Origin of the sequence: Natrinema longum (assembly GCF_017352095.1) — an archaeon.
Classification (GTDB): Archaea; Halobacteriota; Halobacteria; order Halobacteriales; family Natrialbaceae; genus Natrinema; species Natrinema longum.
Genome location: NZ_CP071463.1, coordinates 1,173,561 through 1,194,452 on the forward strand (window position 1 = coordinate 1,173,561; position 20,892 = coordinate 1,194,452).

The following is a 20,892-nucleotide window of genomic DNA, read 5'->3' on the forward strand; positions in this document are numbered from 1 at the left end:
AAGCGGCTACCCTCCGCTATGATCGCCGATACCGACGAAACGGGGGAGACCCGATGACGGGGACCGATTCGGACGACTCGCCGGCCGCCCTCCGCGAGGACGCCACCGAGTACGAGGAGATCGCCGACGCCCTCGAGGACCTCCTCGAAGAACTCCGCGAAGCGGAGCTCAAAGGGTCGCGCCTCGAGGGCCTGTTCGACGAGGTCAGCTCGAGCAACCCGAACATCTGGAACATCGTGAGCGCGTTCATCGACGTCGAGGACGGCGAGGCCGTCGTCACGGACGAGTCGAAACTGGCACAGGGCAGTTGGGCACCGGAGATCGTCGAGGGCTGTGACACGATGATCACCCTCGACATCGAGTACGGGATGATGCCCGACGAGTTCACGTACACCGCCGGCAAGAAGCTCAGCCAACGGATCGAGGAGTTTCGGCAACAGGCAGCCGAGGCGAGGCAGAAGGCCGACGAACTCGAGGACGCCGGCGACGAGTAATATCGACCGCAGCGTACGGTATCCGAACGACGACGATCGCGCTCCGGCGAGACTGTCACTTCGTCGTGACTGTTACTCACGACCTGCGAAAGAATGACATTCGACTAGCGCCAACCCTCGAGTGACGGTTCCCGGGAATCGTCGACGTGGCGGGCCAGCGGGGGCAGGCCCGTCATGTCTTTTCCTGTACCGTCCGGTCTCGGACGACAAGAATCTCCGTGCGAGCCCCTCGTTCGCCGTGACCATCGGCTCTCACTCGACGACGAGGTCCTCCCTTTCGAACCGATCGCCGGGAGCGTCCACCCCGTCGGCGGCCGTCCGCCACCGCCACGACCCCACTGCGAGTGGCTCGAGCGAGACGATCAGATACGAGCGATCGGGCCAAGTCGCCCGCGCAGCGTCGGTCGCGCTCGGACGGGGCGGGCCCCGGGGATGGGAGTGATAGAAGCCGACGATCTCCCGGCCGCGGTCCTCGATTCGATCGAAGATCGCGAGCTGTTCCTCGGGATCGATTTCGTACCGGGTTCGGGGCGTTTCGGCGACGTTCGTGGCCGGGTACTGCGACCGGACGCGGCTCCGGCCATCGGGCTCGTACTCGCCGCCCAGAACGCCACAGATCTCCTCGGGGTCCCCCTCACGAGCACGCTCGAGGATCGCCTCCCGGACGGGGGTCGGCAAGACGATCACGGGCTCGAGTCGACCTCGGCTCGAGACGCGGCCTCGACTCGAGCATCGTCGTCGCGGTCGGTCTCCGAACCGAGCGTCTCGAGGTCGTCGAACGGAACCGCGATAGCCGGGTCCGGCCCGTCGAACCGATCGGGCTGGACGATCGGCGCGAGCGCCTCGAGCGTCTCCACGAGCCGCGGGCCGGGCCGGTTGAGGTAGTGATCGCCGTCCATCGCCCAGACGCGACCCTCCTGCACTGCGGTCAGCTCGTCCCAGCCGTCGCGCTCGGTGAGGTCCGTCCGGTTCCGCGCGGTCTGCTCGAGGTCGAAGCCACAGGGCGCGACGACCACGACCTCGGGGTCGTACGCACGGATGGCGTCCCACTCGCGGGGCCTCGAGCGCTCGCCGGCCTCGGCCAGCCCGTACTCGCCGCCGGCCCAGTCGACGAGGTCGGCGGTCCAGTGACCCGCGATCATGACGGGATCGGTCCAGTCGAAGATCGCGACGCGTGGCCGGTTCTCGGCCGCGATATCGGTCGTTCGCTCCCGAACCGCATCGAGTCGCGACTCGAGGTCGCGTCGAACCTTCCGAGCGCGCTCCTCGCGACCGACCGCGCGGCCGATCCGCTCGAGGTCCGCGAGCACGTCGTCGACGCTGTGTGGATCGGTCGGCACGATTTCCGGGTCTGCTTCGATTCGATCCGCGGCGTCCTCGATGATCGCCACGTCGACCGCACAGACGTCGCACATTCCCTGGGTGACGATCACGTCCGGGTCGAGTTCCGCGAGGGTCTCGACATCGACGTCGTAGACGCCGTCCTCGGTGTCGGACGTTTCGAGCACCTGGTGGTCGATCTCGCCGCTCGAGCCCGAGGCGTCGATCCGCGAACTGGTGACTGCGGGCGCGGACGCGGCGCTGGGCGGGTAATCACACTCGTGGGAGACGCCGACCGGCTCGAGGCCTAGCGCGGCGACGGTCTCAGTGGCCGAGGGGAGCGTCGTGACGATTCGCATGGCTGGTGGTAGGGAGCGTGAGAGTAAAAACGGCGTCCTCGAGGATCGGCGAGACCCAGCGACCGAGACGGGGACGAAAACGGGACGTTTGCTATCGTGGCGATACCTCCTCGAGTGCTCGCTCGAGTTCTCGAACCCCCTCCTTCTCGGTCCGATCGGGATTCGCGAGGACTCGCACGGGCTGCTCTCCGAGTGGGACGAATCCCAGATCGAGCCGGTCGGCGGTCTCCCGGAGGCCGAGGCCCGCGTCGGCGTCGCCCGCGATGACCTTCCGAGCGGGGCTCTCGTGGGCACGCAGTCCGAGATCGAAGCCGTCGATCGCGTCGACGATTTCGTGACGAGTCGTTCCCCGTTCGTCCGCGAACGCGGCGACCGCACCGGAGAGACTCGAGCGCAACCCGGAGTCGGCCGTCCGATTGACGAAACGCAGGTCGCGATCGACCAGGTCCGCGAGCCCCTCGATCTCGTCGGGGTTGCCCGCCCGGACGACCAGGCCCCACTCGCGGTCCCAGCGACCGATTTCGTCCGCTTCGACGTCTCTCTCGAGTGGTCCCGAAGCCACCGCCACGTCAGGAACGCCGTCTCGAAGTCGACGCAGCCCGGGCCGCGTCCCGACCGAGAGGTACCGCGGGTTCTCGAGGCCGTCGAGCAGGCGCGAGACCGTCGGGTCGTCCTCGCCGACCCCGAACAGCGTCGGCGGTCGGACGTCGGGCGAGAACAGCGTCGCCGTGACGGGCTCGCCTGCTTCGAGGTAGTCGGTTTCGGGGCCGACTTCGACGACGCCGTCGGCGTGGGCGAGGCTGGTCGTCGCACCGCTGCCCTTGTCGACGGGGTAGACGAGCGTCTCACCGTCGCCGCTCTCTTCGGCGGATTCTCCGCCTCCGTTTCGGGCCGTCTCCGACGGCCCGCTCCCGACGAGGCCGACGGGCATGAGTCGATGGCGGCCCCCCTCGTAGCGTTCCTGGCGGGCCAGCCGTCCCGAGACGGTTGCGGCCGCAGGTTCGGACAGTCCGGCCGCCCTCCGAACTGCCGGCGCGACGAACGCCCGGAAGACCATCATCGCGGAGACGGGATAGCCGGGGAGCCCCACGTAGGCCGAGTCGTCCAACCGACCGATCAACATCGGCTTCCCGGGCTTGACGCTCACGCCGTGGAGCAGCAACTCCCCCTGTTCCTCGATGACCCGATAGATGACGTCGACCGCGCTCGCGCTGGTCGATCCCGAGGAGAGTACGAGGTCACACTCCCCGGCGGCCTCCCGGAGGATCCGCTCCATTTCGTCCTGGTCGTCGCCGGCGTGAGGGTAGAGCACGGGCTCTCCACCCGCGTCTTCGACGCCCGCGGCGATGGTGTAGCTGTTGACGTCGTAAATCTCCCCGCGATCGCTGTGTACCTCCTCGCCCGGCCGCACGAGTTCGTCGCCCGTCGAGACGATGCCGACCCGAGGGTTCGCCCGAACCGGGACCTCGTCGATCCCCAGCGCCGACAGCAGGCCGATATCGCGGGGCGTGATCGTCGTTCCGGGACCGAGCGCGCGCTCGCCCGCCGCGACGTCCGCACCCGCGAACATGACGTTGTCGCCGGGGGCGACCGAGGTACGGATCAGAACCTCGTCGCCGTCCGTATCAGTTCGCTCGACCGGCACCATCGCGTCGGCACCGTCGGGCATCACCGCACCGGTCGAAATCTCCGCCGCCTCGCCCGACTCGAGCGTGACAGCCGGCTCCGCGCCAGCGTGGACCGCGCCGACCAGTTCGAGTCGAGCGGGATCGGCCTCGTCCGCGCCGAACGTGTCCCGAGCCCGAAGGGCGTAGCCGTCCATAGTCGCCCGGTCGAACCCCGGTACGTCGAGTTCGGCGTCGAGGCGAGCGACGAGCACCCGGCCACGGGCCTCCTCGAGGGAAACGCGCTCGACGCCGCCCTCGAGCGAAAGCGAGTCGATCGCCTCGCGTGCTTCCTCGGGCGAGGCGAGATCGCGGAACTCCTTGCGGTTCATAGCGGTCCTTGGGGTGCCGAGGGTAAAAACGTCGGTCGCCGGGGCGTCGCTGTGATGTGTTCTCGTACGACAACGATTAAGCACCAGCCCGAAGTGTACCGATCCATGTCACGGATTTCCGACACGGACCGCGAGCGCATCGCCGATCTCTTCGATCGACACCTCGAAGTGGGACTCCACCACGGGGCACAGCTGGCCGTCTACGTCGACGGCGAGCCGGTGATCGGCCTCGCGGGCGGCGTCGAAGGACCGGACGGCCGGGACGAAACCCGCGAGACGCGCCACGTTCTCTTCTCGAGTACGAAACCCTACGCCGCGGTGACCGTACACTCCCTCGTCGAGGAGGGAAAACTCGGGTACGACGATCGGGTGGTCGAACACTGGCCCGAGTTCGCCGACGAGGGGTCCCAAAAGGCCGAGATCACCGTTCGACAGGTGCTCAGCCACACTGCAGGACTCAATCAGGGCGAGATCGACGACCGACCGGACCTCTGGGGCGACTGGGACGCCGCCGTCGAGAAACTCGAGGAGATGGACCCGAACTACCCGCCGGGCGAGGTGCCGGCCTACCACGCGCTCACGTTCGGCTGGCTCGTCGGCGAACTCGTCCGTCGGGTAACGGGCACGCCGATCGAGGAGGCCGCGGCCGAGCGCGTCTTCGACCCGCTCGGACTCGACGACACCGGGATCGGCCTCCGGGAAGACGAGGACGACGATGACGTGGCGACACTGGTCGGCTTCGACGCGTTCGACCGCTGTCGTGATCCCGGCGAGGGACTCGGGGACAACGCCGAGGTCGCGGCCCCGTTCAACGCGGAAGCGGTCCACCGGGCCGTGATCCCCGCCGCCAACGGGATCGGCACCGCGGGCGACATGGCTCGCTTCTATGCCTGCCTCGCCAACGGCGGCGAACTCGAGGGAACCCAGCTCCTCGAGCCCGAGACCGTCGAAGAGATGACACGCGTCGAAGCGGAGACGGACGCGGACGGAACGATCGGCCGGGAAGCGCGGTTCGCGCTCGGCTTCTGGAAAGGCGGCACCACAGCCGCGCCGTATGGCTCCCTCTCTCCCGAGCACGTCTTCGGCCACGCCGGGCTGGGAAGCAGCGTCGGCTGGGCCGACCCCGAGGAGAACGTCGCCTTCGCCTACGTGACGAACGGTGTTCGGGAGGGGTCCTACGAACACGTCGCGCGCGTGAACGCGCTGGCTGACGCGGTTCGGCAGGCGCTCCGGTAGATTCGACCGGCGGGAGACGAGCCGTTTGGGGAAGCTATATGCGCCGCCCTCGGCAACTCCTCGCCAATGAGCGTCGATCTCGTCGTGCGCAACTGTACCGTCGTCACGCCCGCGGGTCGCTCCCCCGATTCGGGCGTCGCCGTCGATGACGGCACCATCGTCGCGGTCGGTCGGAGCGATCGGCTCCCCGACGCGGATCGCGTCCTCGACGGCGAGGGGAACGTCCTCGTCCCCGGCATCGTCGACTGTCACATCCACAACCGCGAGCCCGGCCTCGAGTACAAGGAAGACTGGGAGTCGGCCACGCGAGCGGCGGCCGCCGGCGGCGTGACGACCGTCGTCGGAATGCCGAATACGGACCCGGTCATCGACCGGCCCGAACACCTCGAGTTGAAATTCGAGCGTGGCGAGTCCTCGGCCCACGTCGACTTCCAGAGCTACGCGGTCATCACCTCCGAAAACCTCGATCTGATCCCGGAAATCGACGAGGCCGGCGCGCTGGGCTACAAGATCTTCCTGGGCTCGACGGTCGGCGACGTACCCCCGCCAGGCGACGGCGAGATCCTCGAGGCGATGGAGCGGATCCGCGAGACGGGCAAGCGGCTGGGCTTCCACGAGGAGAACGGCGAGATTATCGACTACTACACGGAGCGGTTCAAGGCCGAGGGACGAAACGAACCCATCGACCACTCCCACTCCCGACCCGTGATCGCCGAGCGGGAGGCCGTCGAGCGGATGCTCACCTTCGCCGAGGAGACCGGCGCGAAGATCCACATGTTCCACGTCTCGTCGGGGTCGGCCGCCGAGGCCGTCGCCCGCGGCAAGGACCGCGGCGTCGACGTCACCGCCGAGACGACGCCCCACTACCTCTGGTTCACCGAGGACGTCGTGCGCCAGAAGGGCAACGTCGCCCGCGTCCAGCCGCCGATCCGGGACGCCGACGAACACCAGCGACTCTGGGACGTGGGCATCGACGACGGCGTGATCGACTGCATCGCCACCGATCACGCACCGCACACGCCAGCAGAGAAACTGGTCGACGACCCCTTCGGGAACACTTGGGACGCGATTTCGGGCTTCGTCGGCCTCGAGACCGAGGTGCCGGCCATGCTCACCTTCGTCGATCGGGGCCGACTCACGCTCGAGGAGTGGGTCCGTCGCCACTCGACGCGCCCGGCCCAGGTCTGGGGGATGTACCCGCAGAAAGGGTCGCTCCAGATCGGGACCGACGCCGACTTCACCGTCGTCGACCCGGATCGGGAGTGGACGCTCGAGGATCGGACGGCGCTACACTCGAAGAACTGCGTGACGCCCTTCGAGGGCGAATCGTTCACGGGGAAAGCGGTCGCAACCGTCGTCCGTGGAGCGGTCGTCGCCGAGGACGGCGACGTCGTCGGCGAGTCGGAGTACGGAACGCGCGTCGACATCGACAACCGATAGCTACCGCTGTGACCCGTCGTTTTAGCAGGTGATTTCTCTCTTGGAACGACTCGATCCGGTCGACAGCGTTCCATTTCCGATAGAGATGTCCGAAACTATCGGAGAGACAGTCTAGCGCTGCCGTTTTCTAGCCTTGAACTCGGTCTATATTATTCGGCTACTTCCGCGTGAGAGGGTCGCTATAGCGCCTGTCATGGCAGTGTATATATACCACCGATGGTCGGGACGTAGCTCTTACGTCCCACTCGGAGCACGGCGGTTCGACTCCGCCGATGGGAGTCCCCCGGATGGGGGGTAGCATACGATGACAGACGAGAATTCGATCTCGAGACGAAACGTATTGGCCGGACTCGGTACGGTCGGTATCGGGGGTGCACTCGCGGGTGCAGGGACGAGTGCGTTCTTCAGTGATGGGGAGACCCTCGAGGGCAACGAACTCACTGCGGGCGAGCTCGATCTGAAACTCGACTGGCAACAGCGATACTACGGCCCGAGCGAAGAGTGGGAGTTCGTCAACGCACACCCGGATCACGACGAGGACGGCGAGCAATCGATCGAAGTCGATGGCACGGTATACAGATACAGCGACCTCGGCCGAAATATCGGCGACGACGAAATCGATTACTGTAGCGATCTCGACGAGGACTATCATTTCGGGACGGAACAGGACTCGCTGATCGCTCTCGACGATATCAAGCCCGGTGACTGTGGGGAGATCACGTTCAGCTACCATCTCTGTGATAATCCCGGCTGGCTCTGGCTCCGGACGATGGACGTCTCGACGTCGATCCTCGCACGGAAAATCGACGCGACGTTGTGGTACGATCTCGACGGAGACAACGAACTCGACGAAGAGGATCCCGTCATCGTCGAGGGGTCCCTCGAAGACATCTTGGACGAGCTGGACGATGGCGTGCTGCTGGACGGAGATCCGTTCGAAAAGTCGGTTCCGACGGAGGCAGACGAGTGTGTCGTCCTCGAACCGAAATTGGATGGTGACAATCTCGACGAATATACGTCTCCCGAGCGAAACGATCCCGAAGAACTGCAGAAGAAAGACGTAATCACGTTCCCGGATACCGGTATCGAAATCACGCTCACGGACGTCAAACGGAACGCCGACGGCGAAACGTACGGCTTCAGCTGGGAGAGCAACACAGGAATTTGTGAAATTAGCGTCGGCGGCGGTGGCGATACAAAATCGCGCGAATACGATTGTGCGACCACTGGTACCGACGTAATCGCTCCAGAGAACTCGGGTGGAAAACAGGCCGCGATCAGTAACCTGACGTTCTCCTACTGTCCCGAGAAGGACGACGACCCGGTGTGCGTCCCCAACTCCACGACGCAGTACCTCGGGTTCGAATGGTGTCTGCCGGAAACGGTCGGCAACGAAGTACAGGGCGAGTCGGTCGGGTTCGACCTGCAGTTCTACACCGAACAGTGTCGCCACAACGACGACCCCGAGAGTCCGTGGGCCGACCTGTAGCCGACTGAGTATCCCGTGCGGGATACTCAACCGTCCGCCGGGTGACGGCGTTCCCGTTTGCTCCTCTACAACCGAGTTTTGCCATAGCGGAGCGCAAGTCGCTCCCGTCACGAGGGTGAACAGGTCCGATCCACACCGGATAACCGATTCCGTGACCGAACGGTTGTCACGGGCCGTCGCTCGTCGATCCCGTCGGTCGGGGACGAGGCTTCCGTGTCGAGGATTACCGCTTGCGACGCCATCGAACGCACTTCGTGGGTTGATTCGAAAAGTCGATTCAGACGGGGATGTTGTCCGTCAGTCCGGGCACAGCCGAGCCGACAACCGCGATGGTTCGATGCCGATCAACGGTCAACCGCTGCTCGTCTCCGCTCGAGCCCCACCAGGGGCGTTCGTCTCGTCGGCCCGAACACGAGGGGATTCGTTGCCGGTACCGGCCGTCGCGTCCGCGGTCCCGGTAGTGCCCGTCGAGGGCTCGGTTTCGCCGTCCGTTCCGTTCCCGTCATCGGTGCTCGGCTCGGGAGAGGCGGCTGTCTCTCCACTCGAGCGGGTGGTCTCCGTTTCGTTTTCGCCCGTCGAACCATTGATCGTCCCAGCCGGTCCAGACGCGTTCCCAGTGTCCGGCGTGGAGTCCGTTGGTGGGCTATCAGCCGACGTGTTCGTCGCGGACGAAGTACCGGTATCCGTCCGCGTTTCGTTCGTCGAATTATCGGTGTCAATCGGCGCTTCGTTCGTCGAACTGGCGTCCGATGCGTTCCCGTCGGTCGGTTGATCCCAGTCGGAAGCGGTACCGAGACGATTGTCATCGAACGTACTCTCGTCGGAGAGCAGCGCCGCTGACGGGGCCACCGATCCACCAGCGATCACAACTCCGAGGGCTATCAGTACGACTGTGATCCGAGCAGCGGCGTGTCCAGTCATCGTTGGTCACTCGTTTCGATCTCGTCGTCCGGGATTTCGGGGACTACCGCATCGGTTCTGCTCCCGAAGTCGTCGTCCCGGTGGTCGGACTCGCTTTCGGATGGGGCTTCGGTACCCGTCCCGGCCCTCTTCGTTCCCAGTACTCCGTCGAGTACGCGACCGCGATCCGGGGCGTAGCCGAACTCCCGCAGTAACTGCCACACTCCCGATGCGACGAGCGCGAGCCCCGGGACGATGACGAGCGCGAACAGTCCGAGACTCGAGCGAGCGAACACGAGCAGATAGCCCACGTACGGAATGTGTGCGTGTTGGACGCCCTGCGCAGCGGTCGCGGGAACGTAACCTTCGTCGGGATTCGCGTTCGCGTCGCCTTTCGTTTTCACGTAGCGCTCGCCGTTTTCCTCGCGGACCTCGACGACGCGGTGAGTAACGTAGCCTCGATCCGAGTTGCCGTCCGCCTGAAAGGTAACGACATCACCGGTCTGGATCTCCTCGGGAGAGACGGCCTTCGTGATGACGACGTCCCCCGACTTGATCGTCGGTTGCATACTGTTCGAGGTGACGATATACGCGTCGTCGCCGCCGACGACCCCCGGAACGGTGACGACGGCGACGAGGGCGATCAATGCGAGGAGAGCGATGCCGATCGCGGTGTAGACGACCGATGTTAGGCGTGGCGTCATCGGCCATCACGCTCTCGCTTCGGCGGCGGCCCGTCAGTTCCGAGGCGCATCCGCTCGTCGTGATGGACGTGGGCCGTCGCCGAAAGGGTAAACAACGCGGTGATCAGTCCAGCGCCGAGAAGCGGGTCGATCGCCCCGAACGGTGCGACGCCGATCTCGATTCCGAGAAGTAGACCGGTACAGAGCACGCCGAGGCCGACGTAGTACTTGCTCCAGGGAATGTCGTCGTGGGGAACGACGTCGAGATACACCTCGAGCGACGAGGCGACCTCGGTGAGTTCGACGGTTCCCCGATCACTATCGTACCTGACGACGCCGCTGTCGTTCAGCTTCGGGAGATGAGACTGCCGGAGCGCGGTATACACACGCATTCGCTGGCTGCGCGTGACCTCGTCGAGCCCAACGTCGTTTTCCCAGGCTGCGATTCGCTCGACGAGGTCGCGCACTGCGACGGGTTCGGTTCGACGTCGTTGTTTGAGATAATGGATGACGTATCGGCGGCGACGGCAACTCAACAGTTCGAACGCGTCCCCCTGTGACAGATCCGCCGATCGACCGTTCGATCGAGCAGCCACCCGCCGAAGTGTTGCCGTACTCATCAGTCGATTCCCCCATCGAACGTGCCTCCCGAAGCAGTTAGCGGACGACCCTCTCTCGGTATTCGTTCGGTTGCTCTCTCGAGTCCCCCCATAGAGTCGGCCGATGCATCAATGGGGAATAGTTATGAGCCGAATAGAACGTATTAGTTCGGAACTGTAATCGGTTCGAGATCAATTATAGACGGGCGGGGCGGCGAACGGAATTCAGTTCAGTCAAGAACTGTTAAGTATACAAACAACTACTATCGCTGATACGCAGATGTCAATCGATCGAATAGCGATCGAGGCGACCGATTTACGGAAACGATTCGGCGACACGCTCGCCGTCGAGAGCGTCGACCTCGCCGTCGAGCGAGGGACCGTCTACGGCTTTCTCGGCCCGAACGGGGCGGGCAAGACGACCACGATGCGGATGCTGACGACTCTCACTCGGCCGTCCGCGGGCGATGCGAGGATCGTGGGCACCCCCGTGAGCGACCGCAACGGGGTCCGCGACGCGATCGGCTACCTGCCCGAGGACCCGCCCGTATTCGACGAACTGACCGGGTACGAACAGCTCGAGTACTTCGCACGGCTTCGCGATATCCCCGCTTCGGCGGCGGAGCAGCGGATCGACGCGTGGCTCGAGCGCTTCGATCTGGCCGGCGATGCCGGGAAACGGATCGAAGAGTACTCCAAGGGGATGCGCCAGAAGGTCGGGCTCGTCCAGGCGCTGTTGCACGAACCCGACGTGCTCTTCCTCGACGAGCCGACGAGCGGACTCGACCCGCGAGCGGCCCGAACGGTCATGGACGCCATCGCGGAGATGGCCGCCGAGGGTCACACCGTCTTCCTCTCGACGCACATCCTCCCCGTCGTCGAGGAACTCGCCGATACCGTCGGTGTGCTCTCGGACGGCCGGATCGTCGCCGAGGGGGCTCCCGAGGCCCTGACTCGGCAGGTCGAAAGCGAGTCGGACTCGACGCTCGAGGACGTCTTCCTGGCGGTCACGACCGACCACGGCGCGGCGGTGCAGTGACGATGGGCACGCGAGAACACGTCGTTACGATCGGTCGCCTCGAACTCAGCCGCCGCTGGCGGGTCCTGTCCGGAAACACGGCCCAGTTGATCGCGATCGGGATCTCCGCCCTGTTCTTCGTCCCGCTGGGGCTCGGCGGGATGATCGGGACCTACCTCTTCGGTTCGGGAGTCGCGTCCGGAGAGATCGAAACGCCGCTGTCGCTGACCCGACTCGGAGTCGTCTACGCGTGGCTGTTCGTCGCCGGCTTCGGCGGCTATCGAGCGTACGCGACGGCGCTCCGCCCGGACCGCCTCGAGGGCTATCTGACGACCGTCTCCCACCGGGAACTGCTTGCCGGCCTGCTGCTGGCAGAGTGCGTCGTCTGGGGAGCCCCTGCCATCCTGATCGCCGTCGGTGGGTCACTCCTGTTCGCCGCGGGAACCGGATCGGTGCTGTCGGCACCACCCCTCTTTCTGACCGTTTGCACGACGCTGGCGACGGCGCTCACGACTGGCTTCCTCGTCTCGCTCGCCATCAGAAACGCCGGCGTGCGATCGAAACTGCTGACGCGACTCCGGTCGGTCCTGTTCGGGCTGCTCGCGATCGCCTACTTCGGCGTCATTTTCACGCAGTCGTTCGCGTCCGTGCTCGAGCCGCTGTATCAGCTCCTCGAGCCGACGCCGATCGGCTGGTACGGCGACCTCGCGCTCGTGGGCTCGGTGTCAGGGGCATCGATCGGTCGCAGCGCCGGAACGCTGCTCGCGAGTGGCGCGTTCCTGCTCGCGAGCGCCGTCGCGTTGCCCCGCCTCGCGGCCGGAGTCTGGTACGCCGACGGCGTTCACATCGAGCACGAAGCCGAGCCCGAATCCTCGTCCACGGGGAACCGACTGTCGGGACTTCTCCCACAGCCCGTACTGGGCGTCGCGACGGCGGATTGGAAGCGAGCGCGGCGAGCCCCGATCACGCTGACGTTCGCGGTCTATCCCCTCTTTCTGTTGATCAGCCCCGTCATGAACGCCGTCCAGACGGGAACGATCGGCCGGGGGCTCCCGATCTGGATCGTCTGCTTCGGTCCCTGGATCGCCGGCGCGCTGTTCGCGCTCAACGTCGTCGGGAACGAAGGGGCCGCCCTCCCGGCGACGCTCCTGAGCAGGGCCCCCGGCCGAGCGCTCGTCGTCGGACACGTCGTGGCCGGTGTGCTCCTCGTGGGGCCGGTGACTCTCGTGGCGGTCGTCGGACTCGGGCTAGCGAGCCCCCACACGATGGGGGCAGTCGTCACGCTTGCCGTGAGTGCGCTCGTACTCACCGTCTTCGCCGGTCCGATCGCCACCGGAATCGGCGCGATATTCCCCCGCTTCGAGGAAGTCAGCGTCTCCCGGAGCACCGAAGCGATCGTCCCGAGCATGCTGGCGTTTACCGCCTACTCGCTGGTCGTCTTCCTCGTCGCGACGCCGACGCTCGTCGCCCACAGCTCGATCGTCGGCCACGCGATCGCGTCGGCGATCGGCCCGTCGCAGGCCGTCGTCCGCATCGTCGGAACGATCGCGTCGTGTACGCTCGCAGCGATCGCCGGCCTCCTCTCGGCAGCCTACGCGATCCGTCGCGTCGAAGGGTTTCACTTCGATTGAAAGTACTACGCGGATGCAAGATTTACCCGGATACGGAATTCACGTGGACCCAGGTTTCGCCGGCGGGGCCCCTCACTCGAGGTCCGCGCCGACGGCGTCCTCGACCGACGAGAAGCCGTCGCGCTCGAGCAGGACCGAGAGCCCGCGATTGATCCGGGTGGCGGTCGAGGGTCCTTCGTAGACGAATCCGGTGTAGAGTTGAACAAGCGATGCACCGGCGCGGATCTTTTCGTAGGCGCTTTCGGCCGAATCGACGCCGCCGACGCCGACGATCGGCAGGTCGCCGTCGGTATAGTCCGCCAGCGAGCGGATGAGAGCCGTCGAGCGATCCTCGAGGGGCTTCCCGCTGAGCCCGCCCCACTCCTTCCGTCGGGGCGACGTGAGCCCCTCGCGGCTCGTGGAGGTGTTGGTCGCGACGATGCCGTCGAGGTCGAACGCCCGGACGATGTCCACGAGGTCGAAGACGGATTCCTCGGGCTCGTCGGGGCCGATCTTGACCAGGATCGGCACGTCCCGATCGTTTTCGGCCTCGAGCGTCTCGAAGATCGTCCGCAGATGCTCGGGCGACCCTTCGTCGAACTCGTCGGGCGTGTTCGGACAGGAGACGTTCACCACGACGTAGTCGGCAAACGGCGAGAGCCGATCGAAGACGCGCCGGTAGTCCTCGATGGCCTCCCGCTCGCTCGAGGTGTTCATCTTGCCGACGTTGACCCCCAGGGGGACGTCGGGCGTGCCGTCGGCCTCGAGTCGGGACTTGACGCGTTCCATCCCCTGGCCGTTAAAGCCCATCCGGTTGACCATCGCCTCGTCCTCGCGCAGACGGAAGAGTCGAGGCCGATCGTTGCCCGCCTGCGGGTAGGGCGTGACGGTCCCGATTTCGACGAAGCCAAAGCCCAAGGCCGCGAGCGCGTGGGTCACTTCGGCGTTCTTGTCGAAGCCGGCGGCGACGCCGACCGGGTTCGGAAACGTGGTGTCGAACAGGTCGACCTCGAGAACGGGATCGTCGTACCGATACGCATACGAGAGCGCCGTTCGCGTCGGCCACGTCGACTGGGCCGCCCGGAGCGTCCGTTTGCCGAGTTCGTGGGCCGTCTCGGCCGGGAGTTTGAACGCGAGGGGGCGGAGCCGCGAGTACAGCGTCATTGCTCCCACGTCGGGCCGGGCCACAGGTAAACGTCTCGAAGGGCTCGAGGGCTAACCGACGCGAGCCGGTACCGACTAGCCGCATGTGCACAGCGTAACGGAAGAACAGTTCGGAAGACGCGAACCAAGTGCGGGACCGAATCGAGCGGGGAAGCCGAGCCGACCGTCGACGGAGCGGCTCAGTTGTTGTAGCCGTGACCGGCGTAGAGAGCGAGGACGTTGACGGCGAGCAAGACGACGAACGTCAGCGTGACGGTCGGATCGCCGAGCCCCTGTGAGAGGAGCGGGAGGTGGATGAAGGGTAAGGCGATGGCGATCCAGAACGACAGGAACTGCGCGGGGCCTTTGAGCGAGCGGCGGATTCGGTCGGCGTACTCCCTGAGGAGTTCCGTCTCAGGGTCCGACGGGGCGATCGATTCGTTCGACACGGTGGAGGGGTTTGACATGGGGTCGGGACACCTCTTCTCGAATAACACATTCAGCCAGACGATCATATAACGGGTTGAATATTGTCGTCATTTCGATCCGTTTCACTCTCGAGATCGGTTCCAAACCATCTTTTTATACTCCCTCAGATCCTTTTAGACATTTCATAATCCGATCTGAGAGTGTTTTGCTGAAGTAGCGTCGATCGGCGTTCGAGCCGACTATCGAGCGTCGGTCAGCGATGCGTAGACCGCAACGAGCGGAACCCCCTTGTACCGGGGGCAGCATCACTCTCTCATGAGCGAGCGAGCGGCAACTGTCACGCGCGAAACGGCCGAGACGTCGATCGAGTGCGCGCTCGAGATCGACGGCACCGGAACGGCCACAGTCGACACCGGCATCGGGTTCTTCGATCACATGCTGACGGCGTTTGCCAACCACGGCTTGTTCGATCTCGAGGTGACCTGTGACGGCGACCTCGAGATCGACGATCACCACACGGTCGAAGACGTCGCGATCGCACTCGGAACGGCGCTGGACGAGGCCCTCGGCGATCGATCTGGGATCGTCCGGTACGCGGATCGTCGGGTCCCGCTGGACGAGGCCGTCGCCGGCGCAGTCGTCGACGTGAGCGGACGGCCGCGGTTCTATTTCGACGGGAGCTTCTCCCAGGAATCGATCGGCGGGTTCACGAGCGACATGGCGCGTCACTTCGGGGAATCGCTGGCGATGAACGCCGGCCTGACGCTCCATCTCGAGGTCACGGGCGAGAACGCCCACCACGAGGTCGAGGCGCTGTTCAAGGCCCTGACGCGGGCTCTCGACGATGCGACGCGACTCGACGAGCGCCGAGATGGGACGCCGAGTACGAAAGGAACGCTGTAGCAGGTCACGCACTGCTTCGAAGCCCGGCCCCCGTCGAACACCCGCGACCGGCTACGTCCGGCGGAGTTTCCCTCGCTTTTCGACGAACTCACCGTCCTCGATCGCGTGATCGACGATCGCCTCGACCTCGTGACTCTCGAGGTCGTAGGCCCCAGCGGCCAACGTTTCGACGGCGCTGCGTTTCATCGGGAACTCGCGGTTTCGGAGGAGCCGGATGACCTTGTTGTACGCCGCCGGTGGCCGGCTCGACGAGTCCGTCCGCTCGGTCACGGCCGTCTGAGAATCGGACGCGTCGGCGTCGGAGTCGGATTCCGCGTCGGTCGTCGAGTCCGATTTCGACGAGTCCGGCACCGTATCTGTCGGCGAGTCGACCGCCGGACCCGACGGGTCGCTCGAGTCGGTCACCTCGTCGACGCCATCGTCGTCCGGGTGCTCGTCACTGTTGCCCGCCTGCCCGTCGCGCTCGAAGGTGATCCCCGCCTCGAGTACCGATTCGGACTGCGATCCGGGCTCGCGTTTTGATTCGGGGTCCGGTTCGTCCTCGCTCGCCGGGGAAGCGGCTCGATCGTCGGACGCCTCAGTCGGCTCGGAGACGGTCGCGTGAGGAGCCGACGTCCGGGATCGGCTCGCCGTCGATTCGTCGTCGGTGGCGACGGGAGTCCCCGCGCCCGGCCGGTCGCGATCGGCAGTCGCGTCGCGGTCACCGTCGACAGCGTCGGCCCCGGCACGGGCGAGCAAGGGCTCCAGCAGGGTCTCGAGTCGGTCCTTGCAGTTCGAACAGCAGACGACGCGGCGCTGCTCGGCGTCGGTCGGCTCGAGTTCCGGGGGAACGATCTCGAACGTACCGACGGCGTCGGCCTCACAGAAGTCACAGCTCCGGAGTTGGCGCATACTGTCGACTGTCACGGAGACAGTAAAAAGGCATTCGTCGGACGGTCACCCGGGGTGACGGATTGTCGGCGGGTCCCGCACCACCGGACCCGTCGCTACGGAGCCGACCACCGGGCATTATACCGGCGCGTGCGTACACCCGGCAACGAATGTTCGACGAGATCATGGAGAAGTTCGAGGGATCGCCGAGTCAGCAGGCCGTCATCCGGCTGCTCCTCGAGCGTGGCTTCTCCGTCAACGACGATGGCCGGGTCGTTTCCGGTGGAATCGAGATTCCGAACACGGGAATCGCCCGCGAAATCGGTGTCGATCGGCGGGTCGTCGACTCGACGACCGACGTCATCCTCGACGATCCCGAGCTGCGCCGGATCTTCCAGAACATCTCGCAGGTACCGAGTCTGATGGACCTGGCACCCGTGCTCGATCTGACGGTCCTCTCGATCGAAGTGATCGACGCCGAGCAGAAGGGACTCGTCGCCACGGTCACGGGAACCCTGGCCGAACACGGCATCTCGATTCGCCAGACGATCAGCGAGGATCCCGAGTTCACCGACGAACCCCGGCTCTACCTGATCACCGACGAGGAGCTGCCGGGCGAGGTGATCACCGCGTTGCGCGACCTCGAGTTCGTCCGAAAGATCGAAATTCAGTAACCGACTGCTCGGACGGACTCCCGTCGGTCAGTGCCACCCCGCCGCGACCCGCCTGCGGATGCGTCGGGACATCGGGACAGCAAACCGTCTCAGTCGTCGCGTTCGCCCTCGACGTCGACGGTGTCCGCGTACTCGTCGAGCACCGACGCGAGCGCGCTGGTGAGTTCCTCGAATCGCTCCATCGACATGTCGTCGGTCGTCACCCAGACGCCGTGTGGGCCGCGAATGACCCGCGAGAGGTAGCCGTTTTCGAACATGCGAATCGTCGCCTGATACTCGCCGAGTTGCGTGTTCCGGTAGGCCGATTGCGAGCGAAAGCCCAGCCGTTCGTGTTCGGCGAAGCCGATCAGGTCTGCGGTCTGCTCGAGGTCGGATCGGAGGTACAGCTGTTCGACCTCGTCCTCGGTGAAGTAGGTGATACTACGGAGTTCGTCGCCGACCGTCGTCCGACAGACACTGTGTATTTCATCTGCGAGTTCCGACGCGATAGTTTCCCCGTCCATGTGTGCACAAAGCGCACGCAGTAATAATAGCCTACGGGTCCCAGCGAAACGGACCCGCGAGCCGAACCAGTTCCCGAAGCGGCCGAAGAGCGGGACCGACGGGCTCTTTTCGCCGGCGGCGGTATCGTCGCCTATGGCCGGTCTCGAGTTGCGACACCTGCGGGGAGACGTGGAGTGTGAACGGCCGTGAGTCGGGCATACCGTACCGTCGCGGAGCCGGCTACCGCCGAGTTCGTCGTCCAGGGCTCGGAGTTCCTCGGCCACGTCCGGCCCGTCGAATCGGTCGACGCCGCCGAGGCCTTCGTCGACGCGGTCCGCGAGGAGTACGCCGACGCGACCCACAACGTGCCAGCCTATCGAGTCCGGACCGGCGACGAGGAGACGGACGGCTACTTCCTCCGGGAGTACTCGAGCGACGACGGCGAGCCCTCCGGCTCGGCCGGGAAGCCGGCGCTGAACGTCCTCGCACAGCAGGACCTCGAGAACTGCGCGGTCGTCGTAACCCGCTACTACGGTGGGACGAATCTCGGCGTCGGCGGGCTCGTCCGGGCGTACTCCCGCGCGGTGAAAGAGGCAGTCAAGGCGGCCGGCATCGTCGAGGAGCGACCCCACGAACGGGTCGCGATCACCGTCGAGTACGACGACTCCGGAACCGTCCGGTCGATTCTGGAGAGCGAGGGATACGAGTTCGAGGCCGACTACGAGGCCGCGGTCAGCTTCGACGTTCGCGTCCCGCTCGCGGAGGGCGAGGCGTTCCGGGATCGCGTTCGGAGCGCGACGAGCGGGCGAGCCGACCTCGAGTGACGGAGGGACCGCGACGGATACCTGCGGTGCTGGCTCGACCCGATCACTCCGCGACTGCGCTCGGAACACCGTCAGGCAAGTGATGTTCGATCTCCGCACGTACGGCCTCGAGATCCGCGAGTTCGTCACGATCGAAGCGAACGTCGAACAGGCCGCGATCCAGAACGAGTTCGTCCTCCCGAACTCGAACGTGCGAAACGTCGCGCCACGAGACGATCGATCGGGTGTACGGCCGTTGTTTGACGAGACCGGCATCATGAACGCGGATTGCGGGTGTTTCTCCCACCGAACCCACCCGCCAACGGCCTTCGACGAGACTGCTACACACCCAGAACGCCGCCAGTCCAGTCCACAGCACCGACTCCGCCCAGTTGCCACTGGCGGCGGCGGTCGCCCCCAAGAGGAGCCAGGTGGCGAGCAAAACGGCGTCCAGTTTGGGGCTGCTCGGGGGCTTCCACCGCCACGTCGCCCCAGGTTCGTCCTCCGTCATCGCGTTCACGGCGCGGCTCTGTGCCATCCATCCGAGGACGGCCCCGACGATGGCGACGACGATTCCCGCTCCGAGTGTCACGATGGTGAATCGTGAGGGGAACGCAGTGACCAGCGAGGCGGTGGTCGCCATTCCGAACGGACCGGCCGGGAGAACGATCGCCGATCGCCGAGCGCGGGTTCTGCCGAGCCACACCGCCAGCCCGTCGACGCGTCCCGCGAAGGCGATCGCGACGAGCCACCCGCTCAGGAGAGCGGTGACCGCCGCTCCGAGACCGACGATCGACGGGCGGTCCGTCAGGGCCAGGACACTCGCCACGATGCCCGCGAGGAGAACGCCGACGTACCCCCCGAACACGAGTCGAAACACCGCGTCCGAGCTCGCCGTGGGCACCTCGCCGCCCTCGAGCGAGCGACTCGAGTCACGATCAGTCACGACCGAAGGGACGGCCAGTAGTGTTAAAATAGTAATGGGAATGAGGACTGTCGATGACTCGAGGACGGAAGCCCCGCGCTCGAGTGATCGGCTCGCCGGCTCGAACCGCTGACGGGAGAGCCGGCTGAACGGTGGTGCGACCGAAAGCGAGGGGTCGGTGAGAAACTCTATACCGCTCTCGAACGTTCGCTTCGGTATGGACAAAAACGTCGGCGGATACGACCGGCTCGGCCGGTTCGTCCTCGCGGCGGTGTTACTGGTGGTCGGGTACCGAAACCGAAATCGGACGGCTGGAACGCTCCTGTTCATCGCCGGGAGCGACCTCTTCGCTACTGCGGTTATCCAGCGATGTCCGGTGAACGCGGTGCTGGGAATCGACACCTGCGAATAGAGTCGATCGTACCGCGAGCATCGCACAGTCCCGGAGAACGATCGACCGCTTACTCGGCGGGGTCGTAGGGCGCGACATCGTCGACCGACGGTGCGCCGATCGCGACGACCGAGGCCGATCCCTCGGCGTCGTCCGGATCGACGACGCTGTACTCCACAGACGTTCCACTCGCGGGGAGTCACAACAGTCCGTCGGCACCCGGTTCCACCCCGACAGGCGGCCCGGAGCGAGCGAATTACGTCGTCCGGAACGCGCGATCGCCGGCGTCGCCGAGGCCGGGGACGATAAAGCCGTCCTCGTCGAGTCGGTCGTCGATCGACACCGTCAACAGGTCGGCTTCGTCGAACGCTTCGTTGACCCGAAGCAGTCCCTCGGGTGCCGACAGCGCCGAGAGGACGATCAGGTTCTCCGGCTGGGTCGCGTTCTCGACGACGTGCTCGAGGACGGTACACATCGTACTCCCCGTCGCGAGCATCGGGTCAGCGATGATGACCGTGTCCTCCTCGTGAATTTCGGGTAGCTTCACGTAGTCGACCGTGATCGGGAAGGAACCGTCCTCGGCCCGGCCGGCTTCTTCGTCGCGACTCGCGCTGATGACACCCTGTCGTGCGCGTGGGAACGCTTTCAACAGCCCTTCGACGAAGGGCGTCGCAGCGCGCAAGACGTTGATGATGACGACGTCGTCGAGGCCGCGGACCCGCTCGCCCATCGTCTGCTCCAGTGGCGTCTCGATCTCGACGTACTCGGTCTCCATTCGGCCGTCGATGATCTCGTAGCCACAGATTCGGCCGAGTTTGACCAGCCCTTTGCGAAAGCTAACCTGTTCGGTCTCGACGTCTCGCAGGCGCGAGAGGGTGTCCTTCGCCAGTGCGTGCGTGATGAGATAGGCGTTATCCCGGTCTTCGATCGTCATACCCGTATGGCCACTCGCCGGGTAGTTCACAGTATCGATCAGCAGCGACCGGCGACCCGGCGTGTCGTCTCGTGGAACCGACCGGAGTTACCGACCAGTTGATCGCCCGAGACGCCGTATTCGGGCCCGAGATCGCCGACACGGTCGTCCGATCGCCACCGAGAGCCGCCCCGAACACCGGCAGGATCAGTAC

The 20,892-nt window shown here is 65.5% G+C and carries 21 protein-coding genes; 10 read left to right on the forward strand and 11 right to left on the reverse strand.

Annotation, left to right across the window (positions count from 1 at the left end):
• Positions 1 to 53 precede the first annotated feature (53 nt).
• The gene (locus J0X27_RS05815; RefSeq protein ID WP_207271456.1) at positions 54 to 494 is read left to right on the forward strand and encodes a hypothetical protein; all 441 of its coding nucleotides are present in this window, start codon (positions 54 to 56) and stop codon (positions 492 to 494) included.
• Positions 495 to 746: 252 nt separating this feature from the next.
• Here the strand turns inward: J0X27_RS05815 and J0X27_RS05820 are convergent, their stop codons facing one another.
• The 3 genes from J0X27_RS05820 to J0X27_RS05830 all read right to left on the reverse strand — a co-directional run bounded on the left by J0X27_RS05820 (position 747) and on the right by J0X27_RS05830 (position 4,169).
• On the reverse strand, positions 747 to 1,181 hold the full coding sequence (locus J0X27_RS05820) for a desampylase (protein WP_207271457.1): 435 nt from the start codon (positions 1,179 to 1,181) through the stop codon (positions 747 to 749).
• Positions 1,178 to 2,173 (reverse strand): cobalamin-binding protein, encoded by a 996-nt coding sequence (locus J0X27_RS05825; protein ID WP_207271458.1) that lies wholly within the window; start codon positions 2,171 to 2,173, stop codon positions 1,178 to 1,180. The genes J0X27_RS05820 and J0X27_RS05825 overlap by 4 nt, the downstream gene beginning before the upstream one ends.
• Before the next feature lie 91 nt (positions 2,174 to 2,264).
• A complete protein-coding gene (locus J0X27_RS05830) occupies positions 2,265 to 4,169 on the reverse strand; it encodes a molybdopterin biosynthesis protein (RefSeq protein WP_207271459.1) in 1,905 nt (634 codons plus the stop codon).
• Positions 4,170 to 4,274: 105 nt separating this feature from the next.
• On the opposite strand from J0X27_RS05830, the gene J0X27_RS05835 reads away from it, so the two are divergent.
• From J0X27_RS05835 to J0X27_RS05845, 3 genes are all read left to right on the forward strand, one after another.
• Positions 4,275 to 5,405, forward strand: a complete 1,131-nt coding sequence (locus tag J0X27_RS05835; RefSeq protein WP_207271460.1) for a serine hydrolase domain-containing protein — start codon at positions 4,275 to 4,277, stop codon at positions 5,403 to 5,405.
• 66 nt (positions 5,406 to 5,471) lie between these two features.
• Positions 5,472 to 6,845 (forward strand): allantoinase AllB, encoded by a 1,374-nt coding sequence (gene allB, locus J0X27_RS05840; protein ID WP_207271461.1) that lies wholly within the window; start codon positions 5,472 to 5,474, stop codon positions 6,843 to 6,845.
• A gap of 304 nt (positions 6,846 to 7,149) precedes the next feature.
• Positions 7,150 to 8,334 (forward strand): SipW-dependent-type signal peptide-containing protein, encoded by a 1,185-nt coding sequence (locus J0X27_RS05845; RefSeq protein WP_207271462.1) that lies wholly within the window; start codon positions 7,150 to 7,152, stop codon positions 8,332 to 8,334.
• A gap of 917 nt (positions 8,335 to 9,251) precedes the next feature.
• Here J0X27_RS05845 and J0X27_RS05850 read toward each other — a convergent pair.
• Together J0X27_RS05850 and J0X27_RS05855 are read right to left on the reverse strand one after the other, a co-directional pair.
• Entirely contained in the window at positions 9,252 to 9,938 is a 687-nt protein-coding gene (locus J0X27_RS05850; protein ID WP_207271463.1) for a signal peptidase I, read from the reverse strand.
• On the reverse strand, positions 9,935 to 10,537 hold the full coding sequence (locus tag J0X27_RS05855; protein WP_207271464.1) for a DUF7344 domain-containing protein: 603 nt from the start codon (positions 10,535 to 10,537) through the stop codon (positions 9,935 to 9,937). Before J0X27_RS05855 ends, J0X27_RS05850 begins: the two co-directional genes overlap by 4 nt.
• Positions 10,538 to 10,796: 259 nt before the next feature.
• On the opposite strand from J0X27_RS05855, the gene J0X27_RS05860 reads away from it, so the two are divergent.
• Both J0X27_RS05860 and J0X27_RS05865 read left to right on the forward strand, forming a co-directional pair.
• Positions 10,797 to 11,555, forward strand: coding sequence for an ABC transporter ATP-binding protein (locus J0X27_RS05860; RefSeq protein ID WP_207271465.1), 759 nt, complete (start codon positions 10,797 to 10,799; stop codon positions 11,553 to 11,555).
• 2 nt (positions 11,556 to 11,557) lie between these two features.
• The gene (locus J0X27_RS05865; RefSeq protein ID WP_224214636.1) at positions 11,558 to 13,165 is read left to right on the forward strand and encodes a hypothetical protein; all 1,608 of its coding nucleotides are present in this window, start codon (positions 11,558 to 11,560) and stop codon (positions 13,163 to 13,165) included.
• 72 nt (positions 13,166 to 13,237) lie between these two features.
• On the opposite strand, the gene J0X27_RS05870 is transcribed toward J0X27_RS05865, so the two are convergent.
• Together J0X27_RS05870 and J0X27_RS05875 are read right to left on the reverse strand one after the other, a co-directional pair.
• Entirely contained in the window at positions 13,238 to 14,308 is a 1,071-nt protein-coding gene (locus J0X27_RS05870) for a quinone-dependent dihydroorotate dehydrogenase (protein ID WP_207271467.1), read from the reverse strand.
• Positions 14,309 to 14,487: 179 nt separating this feature from the next.
• Positions 14,488 to 14,754, reverse strand: a complete 267-nt coding sequence (locus tag J0X27_RS05875) for a DUF8028 family protein (protein ID WP_207271468.1) — start codon at positions 14,752 to 14,754, stop codon at positions 14,488 to 14,490.
• A 277-nt stretch (positions 14,755 to 15,031) separates the two neighbouring features.
• On the opposite strand from J0X27_RS05875, the gene hisB reads away from it, so the two are divergent.
• Complete coding sequence (hisB, locus tag J0X27_RS05880; RefSeq protein ID WP_207271469.1) at positions 15,032 to 15,619, forward strand: imidazoleglycerol-phosphate dehydratase HisB; 588 nt, start codon at positions 15,032 to 15,034, stop codon at positions 15,617 to 15,619.
• A gap of 51 nt (positions 15,620 to 15,670) precedes the next feature.
• On the opposite strand, the gene J0X27_RS05885 is transcribed toward hisB, so the two are convergent.
• Positions 15,671 to 16,510 carry a hypothetical protein gene (locus J0X27_RS05885; RefSeq protein ID WP_207271470.1) on the reverse strand — a complete coding sequence of 280 codons (840 nt, stop codon included), beginning with the start codon at positions 16,508 to 16,510 and terminating at the stop codon, positions 15,671 to 15,673.
• A 149-nt stretch (positions 16,511 to 16,659) separates the two neighbouring features.
• Here J0X27_RS05885 and trpY point away from each other — a divergent pair, with 149 nt between their 5' ends.
• Positions 16,660 to 17,163 carry a TrpY family transcription regulator gene (gene trpY / locus J0X27_RS05890; RefSeq protein WP_097378059.1) on the forward strand — a complete coding sequence of 168 codons (504 nt, stop codon included), beginning with the start codon at positions 16,660 to 16,662 and terminating at the stop codon, positions 17,161 to 17,163.
• A gap of 89 nt (positions 17,164 to 17,252) precedes the next feature.
• Here trpY and J0X27_RS05895 read toward each other — a convergent pair whose 3' ends face one another.
• Positions 17,253 to 17,666, reverse strand: a complete 414-nt coding sequence (locus J0X27_RS05895) for a DUF7522 family protein (RefSeq protein WP_207271471.1) — start codon at positions 17,664 to 17,666, stop codon at positions 17,253 to 17,255.
• 186 nt (positions 17,667 to 17,852) lie between these two features.
• Between J0X27_RS05895 and J0X27_RS05900 the strand changes: the two genes are divergently transcribed.
• A complete protein-coding gene (locus J0X27_RS05900; protein WP_207271472.1) occupies positions 17,853 to 18,470 on the forward strand; it encodes an IMPACT family protein in 618 nt (205 codons plus the stop codon).
• 43 nt (positions 18,471 to 18,513) lie between these two features.
• On the opposite strand, the gene J0X27_RS05905 is transcribed toward J0X27_RS05900, so the two are convergent.
• Positions 18,514 to 19,395 carry a hypothetical protein gene (locus tag J0X27_RS05905; protein ID WP_207271473.1) on the reverse strand — a complete coding sequence of 294 codons (882 nt, stop codon included), beginning with the start codon at positions 19,393 to 19,395 and terminating at the stop codon, positions 18,514 to 18,516.
• Positions 19,396 to 19,591: 196 nt separating this feature from the next.
• Between J0X27_RS05905 and J0X27_RS05910 the strand changes: the two genes are divergently transcribed.
• Positions 19,592 to 19,786, forward strand: a complete 195-nt coding sequence (locus J0X27_RS05910; protein ID WP_207271474.1) for a YgaP family membrane protein — start codon at positions 19,592 to 19,594, stop codon at positions 19,784 to 19,786.
• 235 nt (positions 19,787 to 20,021) lie between these two features.
• Here J0X27_RS05910 and upp read toward each other — a convergent pair whose 3' ends face one another.
• Positions 20,022 to 20,699 (reverse strand): uracil phosphoribosyltransferase, encoded by a 678-nt coding sequence (upp, locus tag J0X27_RS05915; protein ID WP_097378055.1) that lies wholly within the window; start codon positions 20,697 to 20,699, stop codon positions 20,022 to 20,024.
• Between the last annotated feature and the right edge of the window lie 193 nt (positions 20,700 to 20,892).